The organism is Pseudomonas sp. Hz4, assembly GCF_054898165.1.
Genome location: NZ_CM142719.1, coordinates 2,773,354 through 2,793,143, shown reverse-complemented (window position 1 = coordinate 2,793,143; position 19,790 = coordinate 2,773,354). Strand labels below are relative to the sequence as shown.

Below are 19,790 nucleotides of genomic sequence, written 5' to 3'. Positions count from 1 at the left end.
GCCCCTTTAAAAAAGCCCCGCTAAACAAAGGTGAAAATCAGTTCGCACAGGCATGCTTGAGTTCGATCAGGGTCACACCGTTGCGTTTGAAACCGTGGCGCAGATCAGTTTGCAACTCGGCCAGGCTTTGCGGCTGGTTCACGGTGCAACCGAAAGCGCGACCGAGGGCGGCGAAGTCCGGGTTGCGCGGCAGCACGCCGATCGGTTCGATGTCCAGGCCGAGCATGTCGTCGCGGATCTGCCCCAAGGCGTCGTTATTCCACAGCAACACCACCAGCGGGCTGTCCAGCTCCTCGACCGCCGTCGCCAGTTCCTGCGCGGTGTAGAGGAAACCGCCGTCACCCACCAGCACCAACCCCGGACGTTGCGGCGCGCCAAACTTGGCGCCGATGCCGGCGGGCAAGCCGTAACCCAAGGTGCCGTAACCGGTCGGGTGCAACCAACTGCGGGGTGCCAGTGAATCGAAGGCGTAGTTGCCGGTGTAGGCCAGTTGGGTCATGTCGGTGCTGATGAAAGCGTCGGCCGGCAGTTCGGCAGCAATGCGCTGCAGAATCGCCTGATGGATCGACTGCAACGGACCGTGACCGTTTTTCACGGCCTCACGCAGCGCCGCTACCGAGGCAATCGCCGCGCTGGCATCACGCACGTCAGGCGACAGGCGCTCCAGCAGCGCCGCCAGCGTCTGTTGCGAATCACCGTGCAACGCCACGGCGCTCGGATAGAAGTCGTTGAACTTGCGCGGATCGATGTCCACCCGCAGCAATTGGGCATTGAGCGGCAGGCGTTCGCGCCAGAAATCGGTGCCGGCCATTTCGGTGCCGACCGCCAGCACCACATCGGCCTCGGCGATCAGGTTCCAGCCCGGTTCCACGCACAGCGACGAACCGGCATTGAGCGGTGCGTCCGGTGGCAGCAGGCCTTTACCGGCGACACTGGTGAACAGCGGCGCGGCCAGGCGGGTGCTGAGTTCTTGCAACTGCGATGCGGCATCCAATGCGCCGCCGCCCGCGATGATCATCGGCCGTTTCGCGCCATGCAGCTTGGCTACCGCTTCGTCCAGCACAGTGGCAGCTGGCGTGCCGCGCCCCGGACGACGCACGACGTCGTTGCTCCAGTCGCGGGCAATCGGTGCCGACAGCACATCCAGCGGCACCGAAATGTGCACCGGGCGCGGACGCTCACTGTCGAACACCGCATAAGCGCGGGCGATCAGTTCCGGCAAGTCTTCGGCGGTCAACGCCACCGCCGAGAACGCGGTGATTGGCGCGGTCATCGCACGCTGATCCTGGGTTTCGTGCAGGCAACCCCAGCCCTTGCCGAGGCTGGCGCTGTGGTTGACGCTGGAAATCACCAGCATCGGAATCGAATCGGCGTAGGCCTGGCCGATGCCGGTGGCGGCGTTGGTCACGCCAGGGCCGGTAATGATGAAGCACACGCCGGGTTTGCCGCTCACCCGCGCATAGCCGTCGGCCATGAAACTGGCGCCCTGCTCATGGCGGGTCAATACGTGGCGAATGCCGCTGCCGGGCAAGCCGCGATACAGCTCCAGAGTGTGTACGCCGGGAATGCCGAACACAGTGTCGACGCCGTAGTTGGCCAGCAGACGCACCAGCGCCTGGCCACCCGTCAAGGTTTTGCTTTGCATGTTCAGGTCCTCACGCATGTGCGATGCGAATCAACGCATCGACCGCAGTCGTGCCATCGGCGCCGACCAACAATGGGTTCACATCAAGTTCCAGCAATTGTCCGGCGTTCTCGCAGGCGTATTCGGCTACCGCACCGATCGCCGCCACCAAGGCGTCCAGATCCGCCGCTTCGCGACCACGAAAACCTTGCAGCAATGCGGCGCTGCGCAGGCTCAGCAAGGCCTGGCGAATCGCCCCGTCGGTGGTCGGCAGCAACAGGCTGCGACTGTCCTTGAGCAACTCCACCAGAATGCCGCCGGCGCCAATCACCAAAGCCAGGCCGAAATCGTTTTCGCGTTTGATGCCGACAATCAGCTCCGCCAGCGGCAGCTTGGCCATCGGTTCCAGCAGCAACTGATCGAAAGGCACGCCCGGCGCGTAAGCAGCGATGCTGGCACGCATTTTTTCCAGGGCAGCGCTTAACGCGGCACCATCCTTGAGGTTCAGTGCCACGGCACCGGCTTCGGTCTTGTGCGGCAACTGCGCGCTGACCGCTTTGAGCACCAATGGATAGCCCAACGCTTCGGCGTCCTTCAGTGCTTTGTCTGGCGTGCTCAGTACACCGTTGGGCGTCGGCAGGCCAAACTCGCGCAGGGCCTGCTTGGAATCCCATTCATTGAGCAACTGCCCTTCGCCTTCCAGCGCCTGCGGACAGAGTGGCACCAGAGCCGATTCGCCCAACGCCAACAACGCCTGACGATTGCGCTGATAACCGGCGATACGGCCCCAGGCCGCCAAACCGTCTTCGACACCCTGCAACGCCGCCACACCTTGCCCGTGCAAACGCTCGCGGGCATGAGCTGGCAGCAACTCGGGGAAGGCCGAGGTGACAAAACCGGTCTTGCCGTGACGCACCAGCGCCTCGCAGTACAGATCCAGCAGCAGGTCACATTCCTTGCGCTCGCCGGTAAACTCCGCGGGATAGTCGAGCACCAGCATCGCTGCATCGGCCTGTGTGCGCAGGGCGCTGTCGAGCATGGCATTCAAGGCCTCGCCGTCGCCCCAGATCGCCGTGGTGAAGTCCAGCGGGTTGACCAGGTTGGCGTAGCTCGGCAGTACCTGTGCCAGTTCACCGGATTGGCAAGCGTCGAGCTTCGGCAAACTAAGGTCATTGCGCTCGGCATAATCAGCGATCAGCCCGGCGTCGCCACCCGAGCAGGCCAGCGCGATCAGGCTGTTGCCCGCTGGCAAGTTGCCGCAGGCCGCGGCTTTCAGAGTTTCGACAAAACTCACCGGACCACTGACGCGAATCACTCCGAGCCTTGCGAACAAAGCGTCATACAGCGCATCGGAACCGGACAACGAACTGGTGTGACTCAGGGCCAGTTCGGCGCCGATCTGCGACACGCCGGTTTTCAGGGCAATGATCGGAATGCCCTTCTCCAGTGCCTTGTGCGCGGCGCGGGCGAAACCCGGTACGTTTTTAAGGCCTTCCAGATGCAGGCCGATGGCGGTGACCCGTGGCTCATCGAGCAACACGTCCATCAATTCGGCCACGCCCAGTTGCGCCTGATTGCCGACCGAGGCCATGTAAGCCACCGGCAGCGAGCGGTCGCTCATGGACAGGTTGTAGGCGAAGTTGCCGCTCTGAGTCAGCACCGCCACACCCTTCTCCACCGCTTTGCCGCCATGGGCCACTGGCCACAACGCTGCGCTGTGCAGGTAGTCGAGCAGGCCGTAGCAGTTGGGGCCGAGCAACGCCATGTCGCCAGCGGCTTCGAGCAGTTGCTGTTGCAGGGCCTGGCCTTCGGCGCCGGTCTCGGCAAAACCCGAGGCGTAGCAGATCGCGCCGCCGGTACCGACGGCGGCGAGTTCGGCGACGCAGGTCAGGGTCAGTTCACGGTTGGTCGCGATGAACACCGCGTCCGGGCCGCACGGCAGTTCGGCAATGCTGCGCACACAGGGCACGCCTTCGAGGCTGTCGTGCTGCGGATTGACCAGCCACATATGCCCAAGGTAACCGCCGTCGGCACAGCGCTTGAGCGCACGGGCCATGCTGCGGCCACCGACAAACGCCACGTGGCGCGGGGCGAGCATGCGTTTGAGGTTGTCACGAATCGTTTGCGACATTGAAATTCTCCGGGCCAATCAGCGCAGCAGCGGCCGCAGCAGCTCGCGGGAAATGATGTGGCGCTGGATTTCCGAGGTGCCTTCCCAGATCCGCTCGATACGCGCGTTACGCCAGATGCGTTCCACCGGCCCTTCATCCATCAGGCCCATGCCACCAAAAATCTGCACCGCCTCGTCGGCTGCGCGACCCAGCACTTCGCTGGCAAACAGCTTGGCCATGCCGGCCTCGCCGTCGGTCATGGTGCCCTGGTCCATTTTCCATGCGGTGTGCAGGGTCAGCAGTTCCGCTGCGCGGATTTGCGTGGCCATGTCCGCCAATTTGAAAGAGACGCCCTGATAGCTGCCGATCGGCTGGCCAAATTGCTTGCGATCGGCCGCCCATTGCAGCGACACGTCCAGCGCCCGTTGCGCCTGACCGACGCAGTTGGCCGCGACCATCACCCGGCCAGCGGTTAGCCAGGCGTTGGCCACGTCCCAACCCTTTCCGACTTCGCCCAGCACCTTGGAGACCGGCACACGGCAGTCGTCGAAGAACATTTCGAAGGTGTGGTAACCACGGTTGCTCACGCATTTCGGGCCACGGCGAATGGTCATGCCGGGGGTGTTGCGGTCCACCAGGAACGAAGTCACGGCGTTGCGCTTGCGGCCGTTGTGCTCGTAGGTGTCGGTCACCGCGAAGACAATGGCGAAGTCAGCGTGGCCGGCGTGGCTGATGAAGTGTTTGCTGCCGTTGAGAACAAAGTCGTCACCGTCACGCACGGCGCGGGTCTGGATCGCATTGGCATCGGAACCGGCGCCCGGTTCGGTCAACGCGAAGCAGTCGATCTTCTCGCCCTGGATGCACGGCAACAGATAGTCGTCGATCTGATCGCCGGTGCAGGCCATGAGGATTTTCGACGGCCGCGCAACGAAGACGTGCAGCGCCCAGGACACCTTGGAAAGCTCACGCTCGATCAGCGCCTGGGACAGGTAATCCAGACCGCCACCGCCGACCTCTTCCGGCATGTTGAAGGCGTAGAAACCGGCGGCGATCGCCTTGCCGCGAATCTGCGCCGCCAGCTCCGGGGAGACTTCATCGGCGCGATCGACTTCATCCTCGTAAGGCAGCAGTTCCTTGGCGACGAAACTGCGTAGTGCGTCCACCAACATTTCTTGTTCTTGGGTCAGTTGGAAATTCATGGTGCTACCTGTTGTTCGTGTGCTGATAGAGGTGTACCGAGGCTCAACGACCGATAAAGCGCGCCGGGCGTTTTTCCATGGCCGCGTGCAGGGCTTCGTTGCCGTCTTCGCTGCGACCGCACAAAAGGCCGGCGGCCAGTTCCGCTTGCAGTTGCTCGGGCAAGCTACGGTCGGCACCTTCGCGCATGAGTTTTTTGGTCTGGGCGAAGGCAAAGGTCGGCCCGGCGGCCAGGCGTGCGGCGAGTTCGCTGGCGGCGGTCTGCAGTTGGTCGTCGGCGCAGACATCGCTGACCAGACCGGCGTCGAGGGCGCGGTCGGCCCCCCACAATTCGTCAAGGAACAGCAGGCGCTTGGCCTGCTCGGCGCCGATCAGCCGCGGCAGGTGCCAACTGGCGCCGGCGTCCGGCGAGTAGGCCATGCTGGTGTAGCCGGCCTTGAAACGCGCCGATTGCCCGGCGATGCGCAGGTCGCAGCACAAGGTCAGGTCCATCCCCGCGCCGACGGCCGTACCGTTGATGGCGGCGATTGTCGGTTTTTCCAAGCTGTACAGGCGGGTCATCAAGGCATGGGCAGTTTCGGTCCAGCCGTAGCTTTCCAATGCGCCACGGGCTTCTGCGGCGGCCCATTCGTCGAGGTCGGCACCCGCGCAGAAACTGCGACCGCTGCCGGTCAGCACCACCACGCGTACCGCAGGGTCGGCGTTGAAATCGTCGAGCAAGGTGTGCAGGTTCTTCAAAGTCGGAATGTCCAGCGCGTTGCGCTGAGCAGTGCGATTGAGGGTGATCCAGGCAACGCCTGCTTCGACCTGACTGAGCAGTGAATCGTGAGTAGTCATGCGAGTCCTCGAATTATTGTGTTTGGTCTGAGGTGATGCGACTTGAGGCCATACTAAACGAGTGTTCAGTAAGACGGCAATTGATGATGATAAAAGCTGTAACAGACCTAAAAGCTCTATAACTAACTGTTTTATATAGGTTATGTATCGATACGAAATTCTTGATGGATGACGCTGTTACAACTTCGAACAACCTACACCGTGTGCACAAACTCCCGCGAAAGGTGATTTCCCCTGAATGCACAAAAAAACGCGACAATCGCCTGCCGCGTTTTTTGTCAGTCGATGGGAATTACGCCGCCGGCAACGTCGGGGCCAACACCGCCTTGCGTTTACGATGGAGCAAGAAATACGCGCCATAACACAGAACAATGAATCCAAACCCCCAATACAACGACGGACGCTGGGTTTCATCCAGGGCCAGGAATACGAACAAAGAGCAGCACAGCGTGATGCACATCAAGGGCAGCACCGGGAACCACGGGGCGCGGTATTTCAGATCGCTGAGTTTTCCGCCGTCGCGCAGGTAGGCTTTGCGGAACTTGTACTGCGCCAACGCGATGACAATCCAGGTCACAGTGCCGGCCATACCACTCACCGCCATCAGCACCATGAACAAGGTGTCGGCGGCGATGAAGCTAGTCAGCAGCGACACCAGGGCAAAGCACAAGGTGATGCTCAAGGCGCGCAACGGCACACCATGTTTGCTCAACAGCGAAAGACTTTTCGGCGCCATGCCGGTTTTCGACATTGCCCACAGGATGCGGGTCGAGGCGTACAAGCCGGAGTTGCCAACAGATAGAATCGCCGTGAGGATCACAAAGTTCATCAAGTCAGCGGCAAAGGGGATGCCGACCATGTCGAACACCTGTACGAAGGGGCTTTCCATCAGGCCCGCCTGCTGCCACGGCACGATGGCTGAGAGCACCACAATCGCCAGCACGTAGAAGATCAGCACGCGGAACACCACGTTGCGCACGGCACGCGGGATGCTTTTTTCCGGTTGGTCGGTTTCACCGGCAGCCACGCCCATGATCTCGCAGCCCTGGAAGGCGTAGACCACTGTCATCATCACCGCGAACACCGCCGACAGGCCGTGAGGGAACAACGAGTCGCCGATCAGGTTGCTCATCATCGGCGCGGGTGCGCCACTGCTCAGCGGGATCGCGCCGAAGATCACCAGCACGCCGACCACGATGAACCCGAGAATCGCCGCGACCTTGATCCCGGAAAACCAGTATTCCGCCTCACCGAAAGCGCGGGTCGCCAGGGCGTTGAGGCCGAACAGCACCACCACGAACAGCGCCGACCAGTACCAGATCGGCACCTGCGGGAACCAGCGGGTCATCAGCATCCCGGCTGCGGTGAATTCCAGGCCGACCGTGGTGGCCCAGCTCATCCAGTACACCCAGCCGATCATGAACCCGGTGGCCGGGCCGATGTATTGGGTGGCGTGGGTCTGGAACGAACCGGATACCGGCATGTGCACCGACAGTTCGCCCAGGCAGACCATCACCAGGTACATCAGGAAACCGGCGACCAGGTACGCCAGAATCGCCCCCACCGGACCGCCCTGGTTGATGATCACCCCGGAGCCCATGAACAGCCCGGTGCCGATCACGCCGCCCAGCGACAGCATGAAAATGTGCCGGCTTTTCAGGGCACGGGTCAATTGGATGCCACTGCGTTCGATGTTTTCGCTCATGTCGGCACCTCAGCAGTCAGTGAGGTGCGCAGCGCATGACAGGAGGTCATTGCGCAGGATGGGATCAGCTTTACGGCCATTCATTATTATTATCTCCAATAAGCTTCGAAGACCGCTGCGGCGGCTGCGTCGAGTATTGGAAAGCGATGTAAGGTCGTGTTGTACGCAGTGATCGAAGTTGTAGAAAATCGTAACGATATTGTACGGCGGGCTTGTACGTCAGCTCTGCAACAGGTGTTCCAGGGTTTGAAGTGAGCGTTGCAATTGCTCATTAACCTGTGGCGCCAGCTCACGAATGGCCGACTCGTCGTTGATTTTCGCCACTTCTTCCAGTGTCCGCAATACAGCGGCCAACGCTCGAAAGCCTAGCGAGTCACCGCTGCCGGCCAAGCGATGCGCCAGGTGCGCGACTTCGGTGCAATCCTCGGCCTCGGTGGCTTCGCGCAGCGCCTCCCGGTGCTGCAGGATCGAGTCGCGCAACATCGATAGCAGACCCTGCACCTTTTGCTCACCGAGCAAGCTGCGATGGGTTTGCAGCAACGGCCAGTCCATGACGTTGTCATCCGGCGCAGGTTCCCGGCCCGGCGTCTGCCCGGCCAAGGCCTGACGCAGGTTGTCCAGTTTCAACGGTTTGGCCAGTACGCCGTCCATGCCCGCATCCAGATACCCGCGCACCAGCGAAGGTTGCACGCTGGCCGTCAGGGCGAAGATGCGGGTCTGGCGGTTCGGTCCGTCGTTACGGCGGATCTGATTGCACAACTCGACACCACTGATACCCGGCAGATGCACGTCCAGCAGAATCAAATCGAAAGTCTGGACAGCGCACTGCACTAACGCCTGTTCGCCCTCTTCGGCCAACCACACTTGATGACCGTCCCGTTGCAGCAGGCCCTGGACCACTTCGCGGTTCAGGGCCACGTCCTCAACCACCAGAACCTTGAGTGATGATTCCATGACAGCCACCGGCGTAACGGCTACTGCACCGATGGCGGGCTGCAACATCAGCTCGAACCAGAAACAACTACCGCGCCCGACTTCACTGTCAACGCCGATACATCCGCCCATGTGCTCCACAAGATGCTTGCAGATTGCCAGCCCCAGCCCGGTGCCGCCAAAGCGCTGCGCCACTTCCTCGCTGGCCTGAGTGAAGCGCTCGAAGATTTTCGCCTGCATCGCCGGTGCGATGCCGATCCCGTCGTCCGTTACACTCACCCGCATACGTTGCCCGCTGTGCCCTTCAGGCTGGGTGAGCAACGCTACCTCGACGCTGACTTCCCCGCCTTCGGTGAACTTGATCGCGTTGGCCAACAGGTTACTCAACACCTGTCGCAGGAATTGCTCGGCGCCATGGTGATGTTCAGCCAGCCGTTGATCGACTCGGCAATGCAGGATCGTGTCGTTACTCAACGCCTTGGGTTCCAGCAGAGTCAACACGTCGTCGAGCAGTTGTCGAATCGAGAAACCCACCGGTTCGGGCAGGCTTGTGCCCTCCTCCAGCTTGGCAAAATACAGCACTTCATTGAGGATCGTCAGCAAACCCTCGCCAGCCTTGCGCAGTGCATCCAGACGTTGGCTGTCGCGCTCGTCCAGGCTGGCACCGCGCAACAATTCGGCCATGCCGAGGATGCCGTTGAGCGGCGTGCGCAGCTCGTGGCTCATGGTCGCCAGAAAGCGCGACTTGGCCTGGTTGGCCGCTTCGGCTTCGTCCTTGGCGCGCATCAAGCTGGCGGTGCGCCGCTCGACCCTGCGCAGCAATTCATCGCGATTGTCCTGCAACGCCAGGCGGTCGGTTTCCCGGCGGTCGATATCAATGAGGATCGCCCGGCGCATGTCATCCAGGGCGTTGGCCACGGTGTCGATTTCATCTTCTTGAGCGTTGCGCCGCTTGTCCAGGCGTAACGGCTCGTGCCATTTACCGGCGGCGATGCGCCGGGCAAATTCGGCCATGACTCGCAGGTGGCGGGTGACCAATCGATAGAACAAGCCGGACAGCGCCACCGCCAAACCGCAGAGAAATACGCCCATCCACAACAAACTGGTCAACCCGGTGGCGTACAGGCGCTCATACACCGCGCCCAGATCAGTGCTGACTTGCAGTTCGCCGAGCTGGCGCAACGGGCCGGATGGCGGTAGATAGCGCAGGGTAAAACGCTCGATGCGCAACGGCCCCACCGGGTTGGGGTTGCCTTGTAGCAAGTCGTAGTCCGGACTGGTCAGGTGCACCCGCGCCACGTCGGAAAAACCCACCAGGCCGCGCAATTGCACGTTCAACTGCTCCTGGTTCAGATCCCACAGACTGCGCTCCAGGCTCGCCAGATAACCGGCGCGGATCAACTCCATTCGCGAGTCGATCTCGCGCATTTCCCGGCGGTACTCGATGTACAGCTGCACGCTGCTAGCCAGCACCGTGAAGCACAGACTGAACAACAGAATGAACAGCAGCAGACGCCGCAATAGCCCACCAGGGCGGGCGTGGATCATGGCGCGTTCGCCGGCAGGTTGATCATGTCGCGGTAGGTGACTTCGCTTTCATTGAGCAGACGCTCGATATCGCCGCCATCGACCATGCTCTGCAATTGCGCATTGATGTCTGGCATGCGCGCGGCCTGTGGCGAGCGGCGTGAAACGGCGACTCGCAGGTAGTCCACGCTGAGGGCATTGGGTAACGCAATGATGTCTTGCGCGCCGGGCATTTTTTCCACGTACAACTGCCCGGTGCGGCGCTCCTGGGTGATGAAGTCGATGCGCCCGCGAATCAGTTTGCCGAAGTTCTGGCGGCTGTCGGAGACCCATTCAATGTTGTTGTTTTGCGCGACCATGCGATCGAATTCCACACCATAACTTTCGCCAAACAGCAGTCCGCCACGGTAGCGGGCCAGGTCTTCCAGCCGTTCGAATTTCACCGGGTGCTGGCGATTGACGAACACCGCCACCTCTTCGCGCAGCACCGGCACCGTGGAAAACAACATGCTCTGTTCCCGTTGCGCGGTGGTGTAGGCCAGCACCACGTCGACCCGGCCTTCGGCGGCGTCGAGCAGGCAACGCTTCCAGTTGCCCAGCACCACGATTTCGACTTCGTAGCCCAATTGACCGAACAGGATTTTCACTACGCTCGGCGCCAGGCCCCGGACCTGTTTGCCGTCGCTCCAGGAAATCGGCGGGTACACCGGATAGTCGCAATAGCGCACCTTCTCCGCCGCCAGCGTGTTGCCTGTCACCAGCACCAACAGCAGGCAAAACAGCCGCGCCACGGCCCTCACGCAGCGAGGCTGGCAGTGAACAGGTAACCGGCGCCGTGGATGGTGATGATCAACTGCGGTTCTGCCGGGTCGTCGTGCAGCTTGCGGCGCAAGCGGCCCACCAGCACATCGATTGAGCGGTCGTTGGGCACCCATTCGCGGTTGCGGATCTGGTCCATCAACTGGTCGCGGCTCAGGGTGTGACCGCTGTTGCGCAGGAACACGCTGAGCAGCTGGTATTCGCCGTGGGTGAGCAGGGTTTCACTGCCGGCCAGATCGATCAGGCGTCGGCGGTCGGTGTCCAGCGCCCAATCGGCGAACTGTTTGACGGGTCTGGGGACTGTGGCCACCGGTTGAGGAATCTGCGCGTGACGAACCCGGCGAATCAGGTTTTTCGCCCGGGACACCAGCTCGCGTGGATTGAGGGGCTTGATCACATAGTCATCGGCACCGCATTCAAGGCCGACGATACGATCAATTTCATCGTTGCGCCCGGTGATCAGGATGATCCCGACTTCCGAACGCACCCGCAACTCTCGGGTCAGGGTCAGGCCGTCCTTGCCCGGCAGGCGGATATCGAGCATGACCAGGTCCACGGTCTGGCTGGCCAGGAAGGTTTCGGCCAGTTCCGCCGTGGCGGCGCAATGAACGTCGTAGCCCTCCTGGGACAAGTAGGCGTGCAACAGTTCACGAATCAGCGGATCGTCATCGACAATCAGTACACGAGGCGTCATTGCTTGGTGTCCTGCACAGGCCCGAAGGCGTATTTCTTATTAGAGTGTTTTTCTGCATCAGCGGTAGAGAGTAGTCACTACTGAACAGGTGATCAACAGCTGCTCGTCTGCACGCAAAAACGCTGGCGGCCACCGGCCTGCAATCCGTCGACCCAGGCTTCGCAAATCTGGATGCCCTGCTCCGGGGTAAAGGTGCCGGGATTGAGCCCGGACTCCAGCCACAGGCCATCGAGCAAAGCACTCAGACTAATCGCGGCGAGATCGCCGTCGAAGTTTTCCCAACCCTCTTCCTGCGCCAGTTCCAGCAGCACCTTGCGCAAGATGCCGCGATACTCGCCGTAGGAATGATCGTGCGCCTTATTGATCGCCTCGGCGGTTTTCACCGCACCCCAGAACGCCAGCCAGGCATCGATCAACTGCGGGTCGAGCAATTCGGCGGAGAACGAGCCGCGAAAAAACGCCGATAAGCGCTCGCGGGCAGTGGGTGCGGCCTGCTCCATGGCGTCGCGCAGCAGGCTCATGACCCGCCCGGTGATCGCCATATAGGCCTCGGCCACCAGCTCATCCTTGCCTGAATAGTGATGGCTGATCAGGCCTACCGAAACACCCGCCTCGGCGGATATCTTGCGGATCGACGCACCCTGAAAGCCGTGGCGCCTGAGGCATTCCAGCGTCGCCTCGATCAGATTGGCCTTGCGCAACTCCGGTTCCATGCGGGAAAAACGGGCTTCCTGATTCATGGGCGACACGCTCCTGGATTCAATCACTGGGGCTCGCGCTATCATTGCAAGCTGAACGACTGTACAGCAAGAGCGTGGCATGTCTCCAGTCAGTTGCGCGTCCGGGAGACCATAGCGCCCCAATCGCGGGCAAGCCTCGCTCCTACAGATTTGGGTTGTTCCACCATTATCGACACGAAGCAAAGCCTGGAGCGAGGCTTGCCCGCGATGACGTCAGCCCATTCACACAGGGTCCCGGTGACCGTTCAACGGCCCGACCTTCGAGGTCGATTTTCACCAGACTGGATGCAGTGATTTCATCAAACATCAGCCCATAGCGGTTGATCAGAAAGTGATGTTCCGCCCCGGCAGGCGCACCGAGATGTGGGTGAAAATCAGGTCGGTCATGCGCAAATGTGCAATCAAGCGATAACAGGCCGCCAGTTCTTCGCGCAGGCGCTGTTCGGTAACGCTGCGCGCAGTCAGGTGGGTCGCGATCTCATTCATTGTTGTGGTTCTCCAGGCTGATCGGCTCGGGCGGACAGTACGGCTGGACGTGCATGGACGTTCAGCCGCAGTCAGCTATTTGCTCGCCCAGGCGTTGAAGCGCTCTTCAAGCTCCTCGCCATGGTCGACCCAGAAACCGACGTCCATCGACAGCGCGCCCTTGAGGTTCTGCGGCGCAGTCGGCACCCATTGCGCGAGTTTGTCGTCCAGTCGCGCAACGGCCTCGGTGTTGGTCGGGCCATAGGGGATCTGCTGCACGTACTTGACCTGGGCGTCCGGCTGATTGGCAAAGGCGATGAAGCGCTGGGCCTGTTCGACGTGTTTGGAGCCCTTAATGATCGCCCAGTAGTCCATGCCGTACAGGCTGCCGGGCCAGACCAGCCCCAGATGACTGCCGCTTTGCGCAGCGGCGGCGATGCGTCCGCTGTAGGTTGAAGTCATCACCACATCGCCGGCGGTCAGCCATTGCGCCGGTTGTGCGCCCGCTTCCCACCACTGGATGTACGGCTTGATCTGATTGAGTTTGGCAAACGCTCGGTCTACGCCCTGTGGGGTATTGAGCACCTTGTAGACATCCTCGACCTTCACCCCGTCAGCGAGCAAGGCGAACTCCAGGTTGTACACCGCGCGTTTGCGCAGGCCACGTTTGCCGGGGATTTTCTGCACGTCCCAAAAATCGACCCATGAGGTCGGAGCCTTGGCCAGTTTGTCGGTGTCGTAGGCAATCGCAACGCTCCACACCAGCGCCGCTGAACCGCACTCCTGCGCGGCCTCGGGGATCAACTGCCCGGCGTGGCCCAGGCGGGTCCAGTCCAGACGTTCATACATGCCTTCTTCGCAGCCGCGCATCAGGTCCGGGCCTTCGATCTGCACCACGTCCCAATCGACATTGCCGGTGTCGACCATGACTTTGATCTTGGCCATTTCGCCGTTGTATTCGCTCTGGATGACCTTGCTTTGATCCACTGCGCTAAACGGTTGGAAGAACGCCACGTCCTGGGCTTTTTGTCCGGCCCCGCCGTATCCGACCACCACCATGTCCGAAGCTGCCTGAGCGCTGCCGAGGCCGATGGCCAGGGTCAACACCAAGGGATAAAAACCGTGCATGAGCGTATTCGATTTCATCAGTGGTTCCTCGTACAGGTGCAAGTCGAATATCGGTCGGCTTCGCCCTTTTTATTGTTGGTGAGGTTCGACCCAGGAGCGGGCTCGCAACGAAACTACTGCACGTCACAGTAAAAAAACAAGTTGATTTTTTACTGAAGGTAAATTTCTATAGGTCAATAATAACAACGCCGAAACCCGGCCTTTCGGCTTCAGCCTGCCCGGAGTACCCGTACCATGCCGAGCCCGACCCCAGCTTATGCGCACCTGTTCGAACCCTTGCAGATCCGTGGCAAACGCCTGAAAAACCGCATCATGTCCAGCGGTCATGACACCTCGATGCCCACCGACAACCTGGTCAACGAACAGCTGATCGCCTATCACCGGGTGCGTGCCGAAGGTGGGGTTGGGCTGATCGTGCTGCAAGTGGCCGGTGTGCATGACAGCGCGCGGTACACCTCTCACGTGCTGATGGCCACCGACGATACCTGCATCGATGGCTACCGGAAAATCGCGCAAAACTGCCACGCTCACGGCACCTTGGTGCTGTCGCAGGTGTTCCATCCGGGGCGGGAAATCATGGAGTCCAGCGATGGCCTGCTGGCCGTGGCCTACTCCGCTTCGGCGGTGCCCAATGAACGTTTCAGGGTGATGCCGCGCGCACTGGATCAGGCGATGATCGACGAGATTGTCGCCGGTTATGCCGCTGCCGCCCGGCGTCTGCATCAGGCCGGGATCGATGGCGTCGAAGTGGTCGCCAGTCACGGCTACCTGCCAGCGCAATTCATCAACCCCCGGGTCAACCGCCGAACCGACGGCTACAACGGTGAACTGGAACAGCGTCTGCGCTTCCTGCGCGAAGTCATCGCGGCGATACGGGCCAGCACCGACGAGCAGTTCATCATCGGCCTGCGCATCTCCGCCGACGAGCGCGACCCTGAAGGCCTGACCGAAAACGAATCCCTGGCTGCCGTGCAATCGCTGCAACCACAACTGGATTACGTGCACATCGTCGCCGGCACCTCAGCGTCCCTGGGTGGCGCGGTGCACATCGTGCCGCCGATGGCGATTGAAGCGGCGTACCTGGCCAAAGAGGCTGGCACCTTCAAGGCCGGATTGAGCATTCCACTGTTCGTCACCGGGCGCATCAACCAACCGCAGGAAGCCGAACTGATTCTGGCCCGGGGTCAGGCCGATGTGTGCGGCATGACCCGGGCGTTGATCTGCGACCCGCAAATGCCCAACAAGACCAATGCCGGCCGCGCCGAAGACGTGCGCGCCTGCATCGCCTGCAATCAGGCGTGCATCGGGCACTTTCACAAAGGTTTGCCAATTTCCTGCATCCAGCACCCTGAAACCGGTCGCGAGTTGATCTTCGGAGCGCGGCAACCGGCGCCAACACGCAAGCGCATCATGATTGCCGGCGGGGGTCCGGCCGGGATGAAAGCCGCTGCGGTGGCGGCGCAATGCGGGCATGATGTGACGCTGTACGAAGCCAGTTCACAACTTGGCGGCCAAGTGCTGTTGGCGCAATTGCTGCCACGGCGCAGCGAATTCGGTGGCGCGAGCACCAATCTGCAACGGGAAATGGAATTGGCCGGGGTACGAGTAGTGCGCAACACCCGGGTCGACCGGGCACTGGTGGAACGGGAAAAACCGGAGATGGTGATTGTTGCCACGGGTGCCGAGCCCTACTGGCCGGCGTTCGAACGCGGGGGTGAATTGCAGGTGGTGGATGCCTGGCAGGTGCTGCGCGACGAAGTGCAAATCGGCCGTTCGGTGGTGGTGGTCGATTGGCGTTGCGACTGGATCGGCCCCGGCATCGCCGAGCGTCTGACCCGTGCCGGCCATCAAGTGCAACTGGCGGTCAATGGCACCCATTGCGGGGAAAACCTGCCGCTGTACGTGCGTGACCAACTGGCCGGTGAGCTGCACAGACTGGGCATTCCCATCACCCCTTACGCGCGGCTGTACGGTTGTGACGACAACACCGTTTACTTGCAACACACCGCCAGTGGCGAACCCATGTTGCTGGAAAATATCGACACGCTTGTGTTGTGTCAGGGTCATCAACCCGTGGATACGCTTGGCGCTGAACTGCAAGGCCTGGTGGAATTTCGACGCATCGGCGATTGCCTGGCGCCGCGCACCGCCGAAGAAGCGATTTATGAAGGTTTGAAAGTCGCCTGGGCGCTTTAAGCCCGTTTATACTCCGGGCTTTTACCCTGTTGGAGCGAGCTTGCTCGAGAGGCTCCTTGATGCGTGCTTACTGGTTGGAAGCGGCGTCTGTGAGTCCATCGCGAGCACGCTCGCTCCTACGGGGTTCACGTTCGACCCGGTTCGGAACTCACCATGAGCAACAACAGCAATACCCCGCCCGCAACCGGCACTGCCGAACCACACTTTCTCGGCACGCGGATTCGCGGCCTGCGCAAACGCCGGGGCATGACCCTGGCGGAACTGGCGCAATTGAGTAAGCTGACAGCGGGCTACATCAGTCAACTGGAACGCAACCTCGCCTATCCGTCAATTCCGGCGCTGTTCAACATTGCCCGTAGCCTCGGTGTGACCATCCAGTGGTTCTTCGCCAGCGAAGCCAACACCGCCCCCGAGGACGATGGCGTGGTGGTGCGCAAAAACAGTCGTCTGAGCGTGCATTACGAAGACGGCATCGTCGACCAACTCCTGACCCCACCACCCAACCGGCAACTGGAAATGCTCCACTCGCGCTTTCCGCCCGGCACCTACAGCCAGCAAAGCTACAGCCACGAAGGCGAAGAAGCCGGTTACTTGCTGTCCGGCAGTTTCGAATTGTGGGTTGGCGAGCGCTACTTTCAGCTCAACGAAGGCGACAGCTTCAGCTTTTCCAGCCAGGAACCGCACCGCTACGGCAACCCTGGCGAGGTGGATGCGGTGGTGATCTGGGTGATTACCCCGCCAACGTTCTAACGGCGCCCGCGGCTACGGTGAGGGTCAGGTGACTGGAGCAGCTTCGGAGCCCTCGGTGCGTTTTTTAAGGGGGGCAATAGGTTGTGGCTTGGCCGAAGCAGCGGCACCTTCTTCGATCGCCTGCTGAATCGCACGCTTGCGCGCTTCTTCGGCACGGCGGCTGAAGAACCAGACCAGGAACGTCATCAGCGATACCGCCAGCAGAATCAGGCTGGCCACGGCATTGATCTCGGGTTTCACGCCCAGACGCACCGCCGAGAACACTTCCATCGGCAGGGTCGTGGAACCCGGCCCCGAGACGAAGCTGGCCAACACCAGGTCGTCCAGCGACAGGGCGAAGGACATCATGCCGCCGGCACCCAGCGAGGGCGCGATCATCGGAATGGTGATCAGGAAAAACACCTTCCACGGCCGCGCACCGAGGTCCATGGCCGCTTCTTCGATGGACAGGTCCAGCTCACGCAAGCGCGCCGACACCACCACCGCCACATAGGCCGAACAGAAGGTCGTGTGGGCGATCCAGATGGTGACGAGGCCGCGTTCCTGTGGCCAACCGATCATCTGCGCCATCGCCACGAACAGCAGCAACAGCGACAGACCGGTGATCACTTCGGGCATCACCAGCGGTGCGGTAACTAGGCCACCGAACAGCGTGCGACCCTTGAAGTGAGTGATCCTCGTCAGCACGAAGGCCGCCAATGTACCCAGCGCCACCGCCGCAATCGCCGTGTAGCAGGCGATTTCCAGCGAGCGCACCACCGAGCCCATCAGTTGCGTGTTGTCCATCAACCCGACGTACCACTTGATCGACCAACCACCCCACACCGTCACCAGTTTCGAGGCGTTGAACGAGTAAATCACCAGGATCAGCATCGGCGCGTAGATGAACAGCAAGCCCGCTATCAGCATGAAACTCGAGAAACGGAAGCGCTTCATTATCTGCCCTCCATTTCTTTGGCCTGGCTACGGTTGAACAGGATGATTGGCACAATCAGGATCAGCAACATAACCACTGCCAGGGCAGACGCCACCGGCCAGTCGCGGTTGTTGAAGAATTCTTGCCAGAGCACTTTACCGATCATCAGGGTTTCCGGGCCGCCGAGCAGTTCCGGGATCACAAACTCGCCCACCACCGGGATGAACACCAGCATGCAGCCGGCGATGATGCCGTTCTTGGACAGCGGAATGGTGATCTTCCAGAAGCTGTTGAAGGTGCTCGAACCCAGGTCCGATGCAGCTTCCAGCAGGCTGTTGTCGTGCTTCACCAGGTTGGCGTAGAGCGGCAGGATCATGAACGGCAGGTACGAATACACCACGCCGATATAGACCGCGAGGTTGGTGTTGAGAATCTGCAGCGGCTCGTCAATCCAGCCCATGGTCATCAGGAAACCGTTGAGCAGGCCGTTGTTGCTGAGGATGCCCATCCACGCATACACACGGATCAGGATCGCGGTCCAGGTCGGCATCATGATCAGCAGCACCAGCACCGTTTGCATCTCTTTGCGGGCGCTGGCGATGGCGTAGGCCATCGGGTAACCGATTGCGAGACAAAGGATGGTGCTGATCAGCGCCATCTTCAACGAGCCGAGGTAAGCGGCAATGTACAGTTCGTCGCCGGCCAGCATCGCGTAGTTGCCGAGGTTCAGCAGCAACTGCAGTTTCTGTTCGGCGAAGGTATAGATCTCGGTGTACGGCGGAATGGCCACGTCGGCTTCGGCGAAGCTGATCTTCAGGACGATGAAGAACGGCAGCATGAAAAACAGGAACAGCCAGATGAACGGAACGCCGATGACCAGCTGGCGACCACCGGGAATTAGTCGGTTGAGGCGGCGTTTGAATTTGCGCATGTTCATGAGCGAAGTACCACGCCGCTGTCGTCTTCCCACCACACGTAAACCTGGTCACCCCAGGTCGGACGCGCGCCACGGCGCTCGGCGTTGGCGACGAAAGACTGGACGATCTTGCCGCTCGGCAGCTCGACGTGGAATACCGAGTGACCGCCGAGGTAGGCGATGTCATGCACCTTGCCACTGGACCAGTTGTACTCGCAAGTCGGCATGTCCGGGGTCACCAGCAGCTTTTCCGGACGGATCGCGTAGGTCACGGATTTGTCCTGCACCGAGGTGCTGATGCCGTGACCGACGTAGATGTTGCGGTCCAGATCCTTGCAGGTGATCAGCGCATGGCCTTCGGCGTCGTCCACCACTTCACCGTCGAAGATATTGACGTTGCCGATGAACTCGCAGACCAGACGGCTGGTCGGGGTTTCGTAGATGTCGATCGGGCTGCCGATCTGGGCGATCCAGCCCAGGTGCATGATCGCGATGCGCTCGGCCATGGTCATGGCCTCTTCCTGGTCGTGGGTCACCATGACGCAGGTCACCCCGACCCGCTCGATGATCTCGACCAGCTCCAGCTGCATTTGCGAACGCAGCTTCTTGTCCAGCGCACCCATCGGTTCATCGAGCAGCAGCAGCTTCGGTCGCTTGGCCAACGAACGCGCCAGGGCCACACGCTGACGCTGACCGCCGGACAATTGATGCGGCTTGCGCTTGGCGTACTGGCTCATCTGCACCAGTTTGAGCATGTCGGCCACGCGAGCATCGATTTCCGCGCCGGAAAGCTTGTCCTGCTTGAGGCCGAAGGCGATGTTCTGCGCCACGGTCATGTGCGGGAACAAGGCGTAGGACTGGAACATCATGTTGATCGGCCGCTCGTACGGCGGCATGTCCGTGATGTCGACACCATCGAGGAAAATGCGCCCCTCCGTGGGCCGTTCGAAACCTGCGAGCATGCGCAGCAAGGTGGATTTGCCCGATCCCGAACCGCCGAGCAGGGCGAAAATCTCGCCTTTCCTGATTTCCAGGGACACATCGTCCACGGCAATCGTCTCGTCGAACTTCTTCGTGACCCGGTCGATTTTGACCAGCACCTGTTTAGGTGACTGGCCGCCCTCGAGGGCTTTCTTATAGGCGCCGGAGGCAACTGCCATCTTTTTATCACTCGCGCAGAGAGGCCGCTTGCCTGAACAAGGCAACCTTATTGTTATTAGGATTCGCTAATG

Annotated in this window: 15 protein-coding genes and 1 pseudogene; 2 read left to right on the top strand and 14 right to left on the bottom strand. The window is 61.0% G+C overall.

The window, feature by feature from the left end; genetic code table 11:
- Positions 1–37 precede the first annotated feature (37 nt).
- The 11 genes and pseudogenes from ACYZTR_RS12780 to ACYZTR_RS12730 all read right to left on the bottom strand — a co-directional run bounded on the left by ACYZTR_RS12780 (position 38) and on the right by ACYZTR_RS12730 (position 13,798).
- Positions 38–1,645, bottom strand: coding sequence for a 5-guanidino-2-oxopentanoate decarboxylase (locus ACYZTR_RS12780; RefSeq protein ID WP_461979273.1), 1,608 nt, complete (start codon positions 1,643–1,645; stop codon positions 38–40).
- A 10-nt stretch (positions 1,646–1,655) separates the two neighbouring features.
- Positions 1,656–3,755 (bottom strand): acetate--CoA ligase family protein, encoded by a 2,100-nt coding sequence (locus ACYZTR_RS12775; RefSeq protein WP_461979271.1) that lies wholly within the window; start codon positions 3,753–3,755, stop codon positions 1,656–1,658.
- A gap of 18 nt (positions 3,756–3,773) precedes the next feature.
- The gene (locus tag ACYZTR_RS12770; RefSeq protein WP_461979269.1) at positions 3,774–4,934 is read right to left on the bottom strand and encodes an acyl-CoA dehydrogenase family protein; all 1,161 of its coding nucleotides are present in this window, start codon (positions 4,932–4,934) and stop codon (positions 3,774–3,776) included.
- A 43-nt stretch (positions 4,935–4,977) separates the two neighbouring features.
- Positions 4,978–5,769, bottom strand: coding sequence for an enoyl-CoA hydratase/isomerase family protein (locus tag ACYZTR_RS12765; protein WP_461979267.1), 792 nt, complete (start codon positions 5,767–5,769; stop codon positions 4,978–4,980).
- 292 nt (positions 5,770–6,061) lie between these two features.
- Entirely contained in the window at positions 6,062–7,474 is a 1,413-nt protein-coding gene (locus tag ACYZTR_RS12760) for an amino acid permease (RefSeq protein WP_461979265.1), read from the bottom strand.
- 219 nt (positions 7,475–7,693) lie between these two features.
- Entirely contained in the window at positions 7,694–9,955 is a 2,262-nt protein-coding gene (locus tag ACYZTR_RS12755; RefSeq protein ID WP_461979263.1) for an ATP-binding protein, read from the bottom strand.
- Positions 9,952–10,725 carry a substrate-binding periplasmic protein gene (locus ACYZTR_RS12750; RefSeq protein ID WP_461979261.1) on the bottom strand — a complete coding sequence of 258 codons (774 nt, stop codon included), beginning with the start codon at positions 10,723–10,725 and terminating at the stop codon, positions 9,952–9,954. The genes ACYZTR_RS12755 and ACYZTR_RS12750 overlap by 4 nt, the downstream gene beginning before the upstream one ends.
- A 5-nt stretch (positions 10,726–10,730) precedes the next feature.
- Positions 10,731–11,447, bottom strand: coding sequence for a response regulator (locus tag ACYZTR_RS12745; RefSeq protein WP_415764994.1), 717 nt, complete (start codon positions 11,445–11,447; stop codon positions 10,731–10,733).
- A gap of 92 nt (positions 11,448–11,539) precedes the next feature.
- Complete coding sequence (locus ACYZTR_RS12740; RefSeq protein ID WP_461979259.1) at positions 11,540–12,187, bottom strand: TetR family transcriptional regulator C-terminal domain-containing protein; 648 nt, start codon at positions 12,185–12,187, stop codon at positions 11,540–11,542.
- A 229-nt stretch (positions 12,188–12,416) separates the two neighbouring features.
- A pseudogene (locus ACYZTR_RS12735) lies at positions 12,417–12,673 on the bottom strand (class II aldolase/adducin family protein); the annotation flags it as partial.
- A gap of 75 nt (positions 12,674–12,748) precedes the next feature.
- Positions 12,749–13,798: an ABC transporter substrate-binding protein gene (locus ACYZTR_RS12730; protein WP_461979258.1), complete on the bottom strand. Its 1,050-nt coding sequence runs from the start codon at positions 13,796–13,798 to the stop codon at positions 12,749–12,751.
- Between the two features lie 216 nt (positions 13,799–14,014).
- Here ACYZTR_RS12730 and ACYZTR_RS12725 point away from each other — a divergent pair, with 216 nt between their 5' ends.
- Together ACYZTR_RS12725 and ACYZTR_RS12720 are read left to right on the top strand one after the other, a co-directional pair.
- The gene (locus tag ACYZTR_RS12725; protein WP_461979256.1) at positions 14,015–15,976 is read left to right on the top strand and encodes an oxidoreductase; all 1,962 of its coding nucleotides are present in this window, start codon (positions 14,015–14,017) and stop codon (positions 15,974–15,976) included.
- 153 nt (positions 15,977–16,129) lie between these two features.
- Positions 16,130–16,726, top strand: coding sequence for a cupin domain-containing protein (locus tag ACYZTR_RS12720; RefSeq protein WP_461979254.1), 597 nt, complete (start codon positions 16,130–16,132; stop codon positions 16,724–16,726).
- A gap of 24 nt (positions 16,727–16,750) precedes the next feature.
- Here the strand turns inward: ACYZTR_RS12720 and ACYZTR_RS12715 are convergent, their stop codons facing one another.
- From ACYZTR_RS12715 to ACYZTR_RS12705, 3 genes are read right to left on the bottom strand one after another with little or no spacing between them, the layout of a single operon-like run.
- A complete protein-coding gene (locus ACYZTR_RS12715; protein ID WP_461979252.1) occupies positions 16,751–17,662 on the bottom strand; it encodes an ABC transporter permease subunit in 912 nt (303 codons plus the stop codon).
- Entirely contained in the window at positions 17,662–18,579 is a 918-nt protein-coding gene (locus tag ACYZTR_RS12710) for an ABC transporter permease subunit (RefSeq protein WP_461979250.1), read from the bottom strand. Before ACYZTR_RS12710 ends, ACYZTR_RS12715 begins: the two co-directional genes overlap by 1 nt.
- Positions 18,576–19,718: an ABC transporter ATP-binding protein gene (locus ACYZTR_RS12705; protein WP_461975238.1), complete on the bottom strand. Its 1,143-nt coding sequence runs from the start codon at positions 19,716–19,718 to the stop codon at positions 18,576–18,578. Before ACYZTR_RS12705 ends, ACYZTR_RS12710 begins: the two co-directional genes overlap by 4 nt.
- Positions 19,719–19,790: the final 72 nt, after the last annotated feature.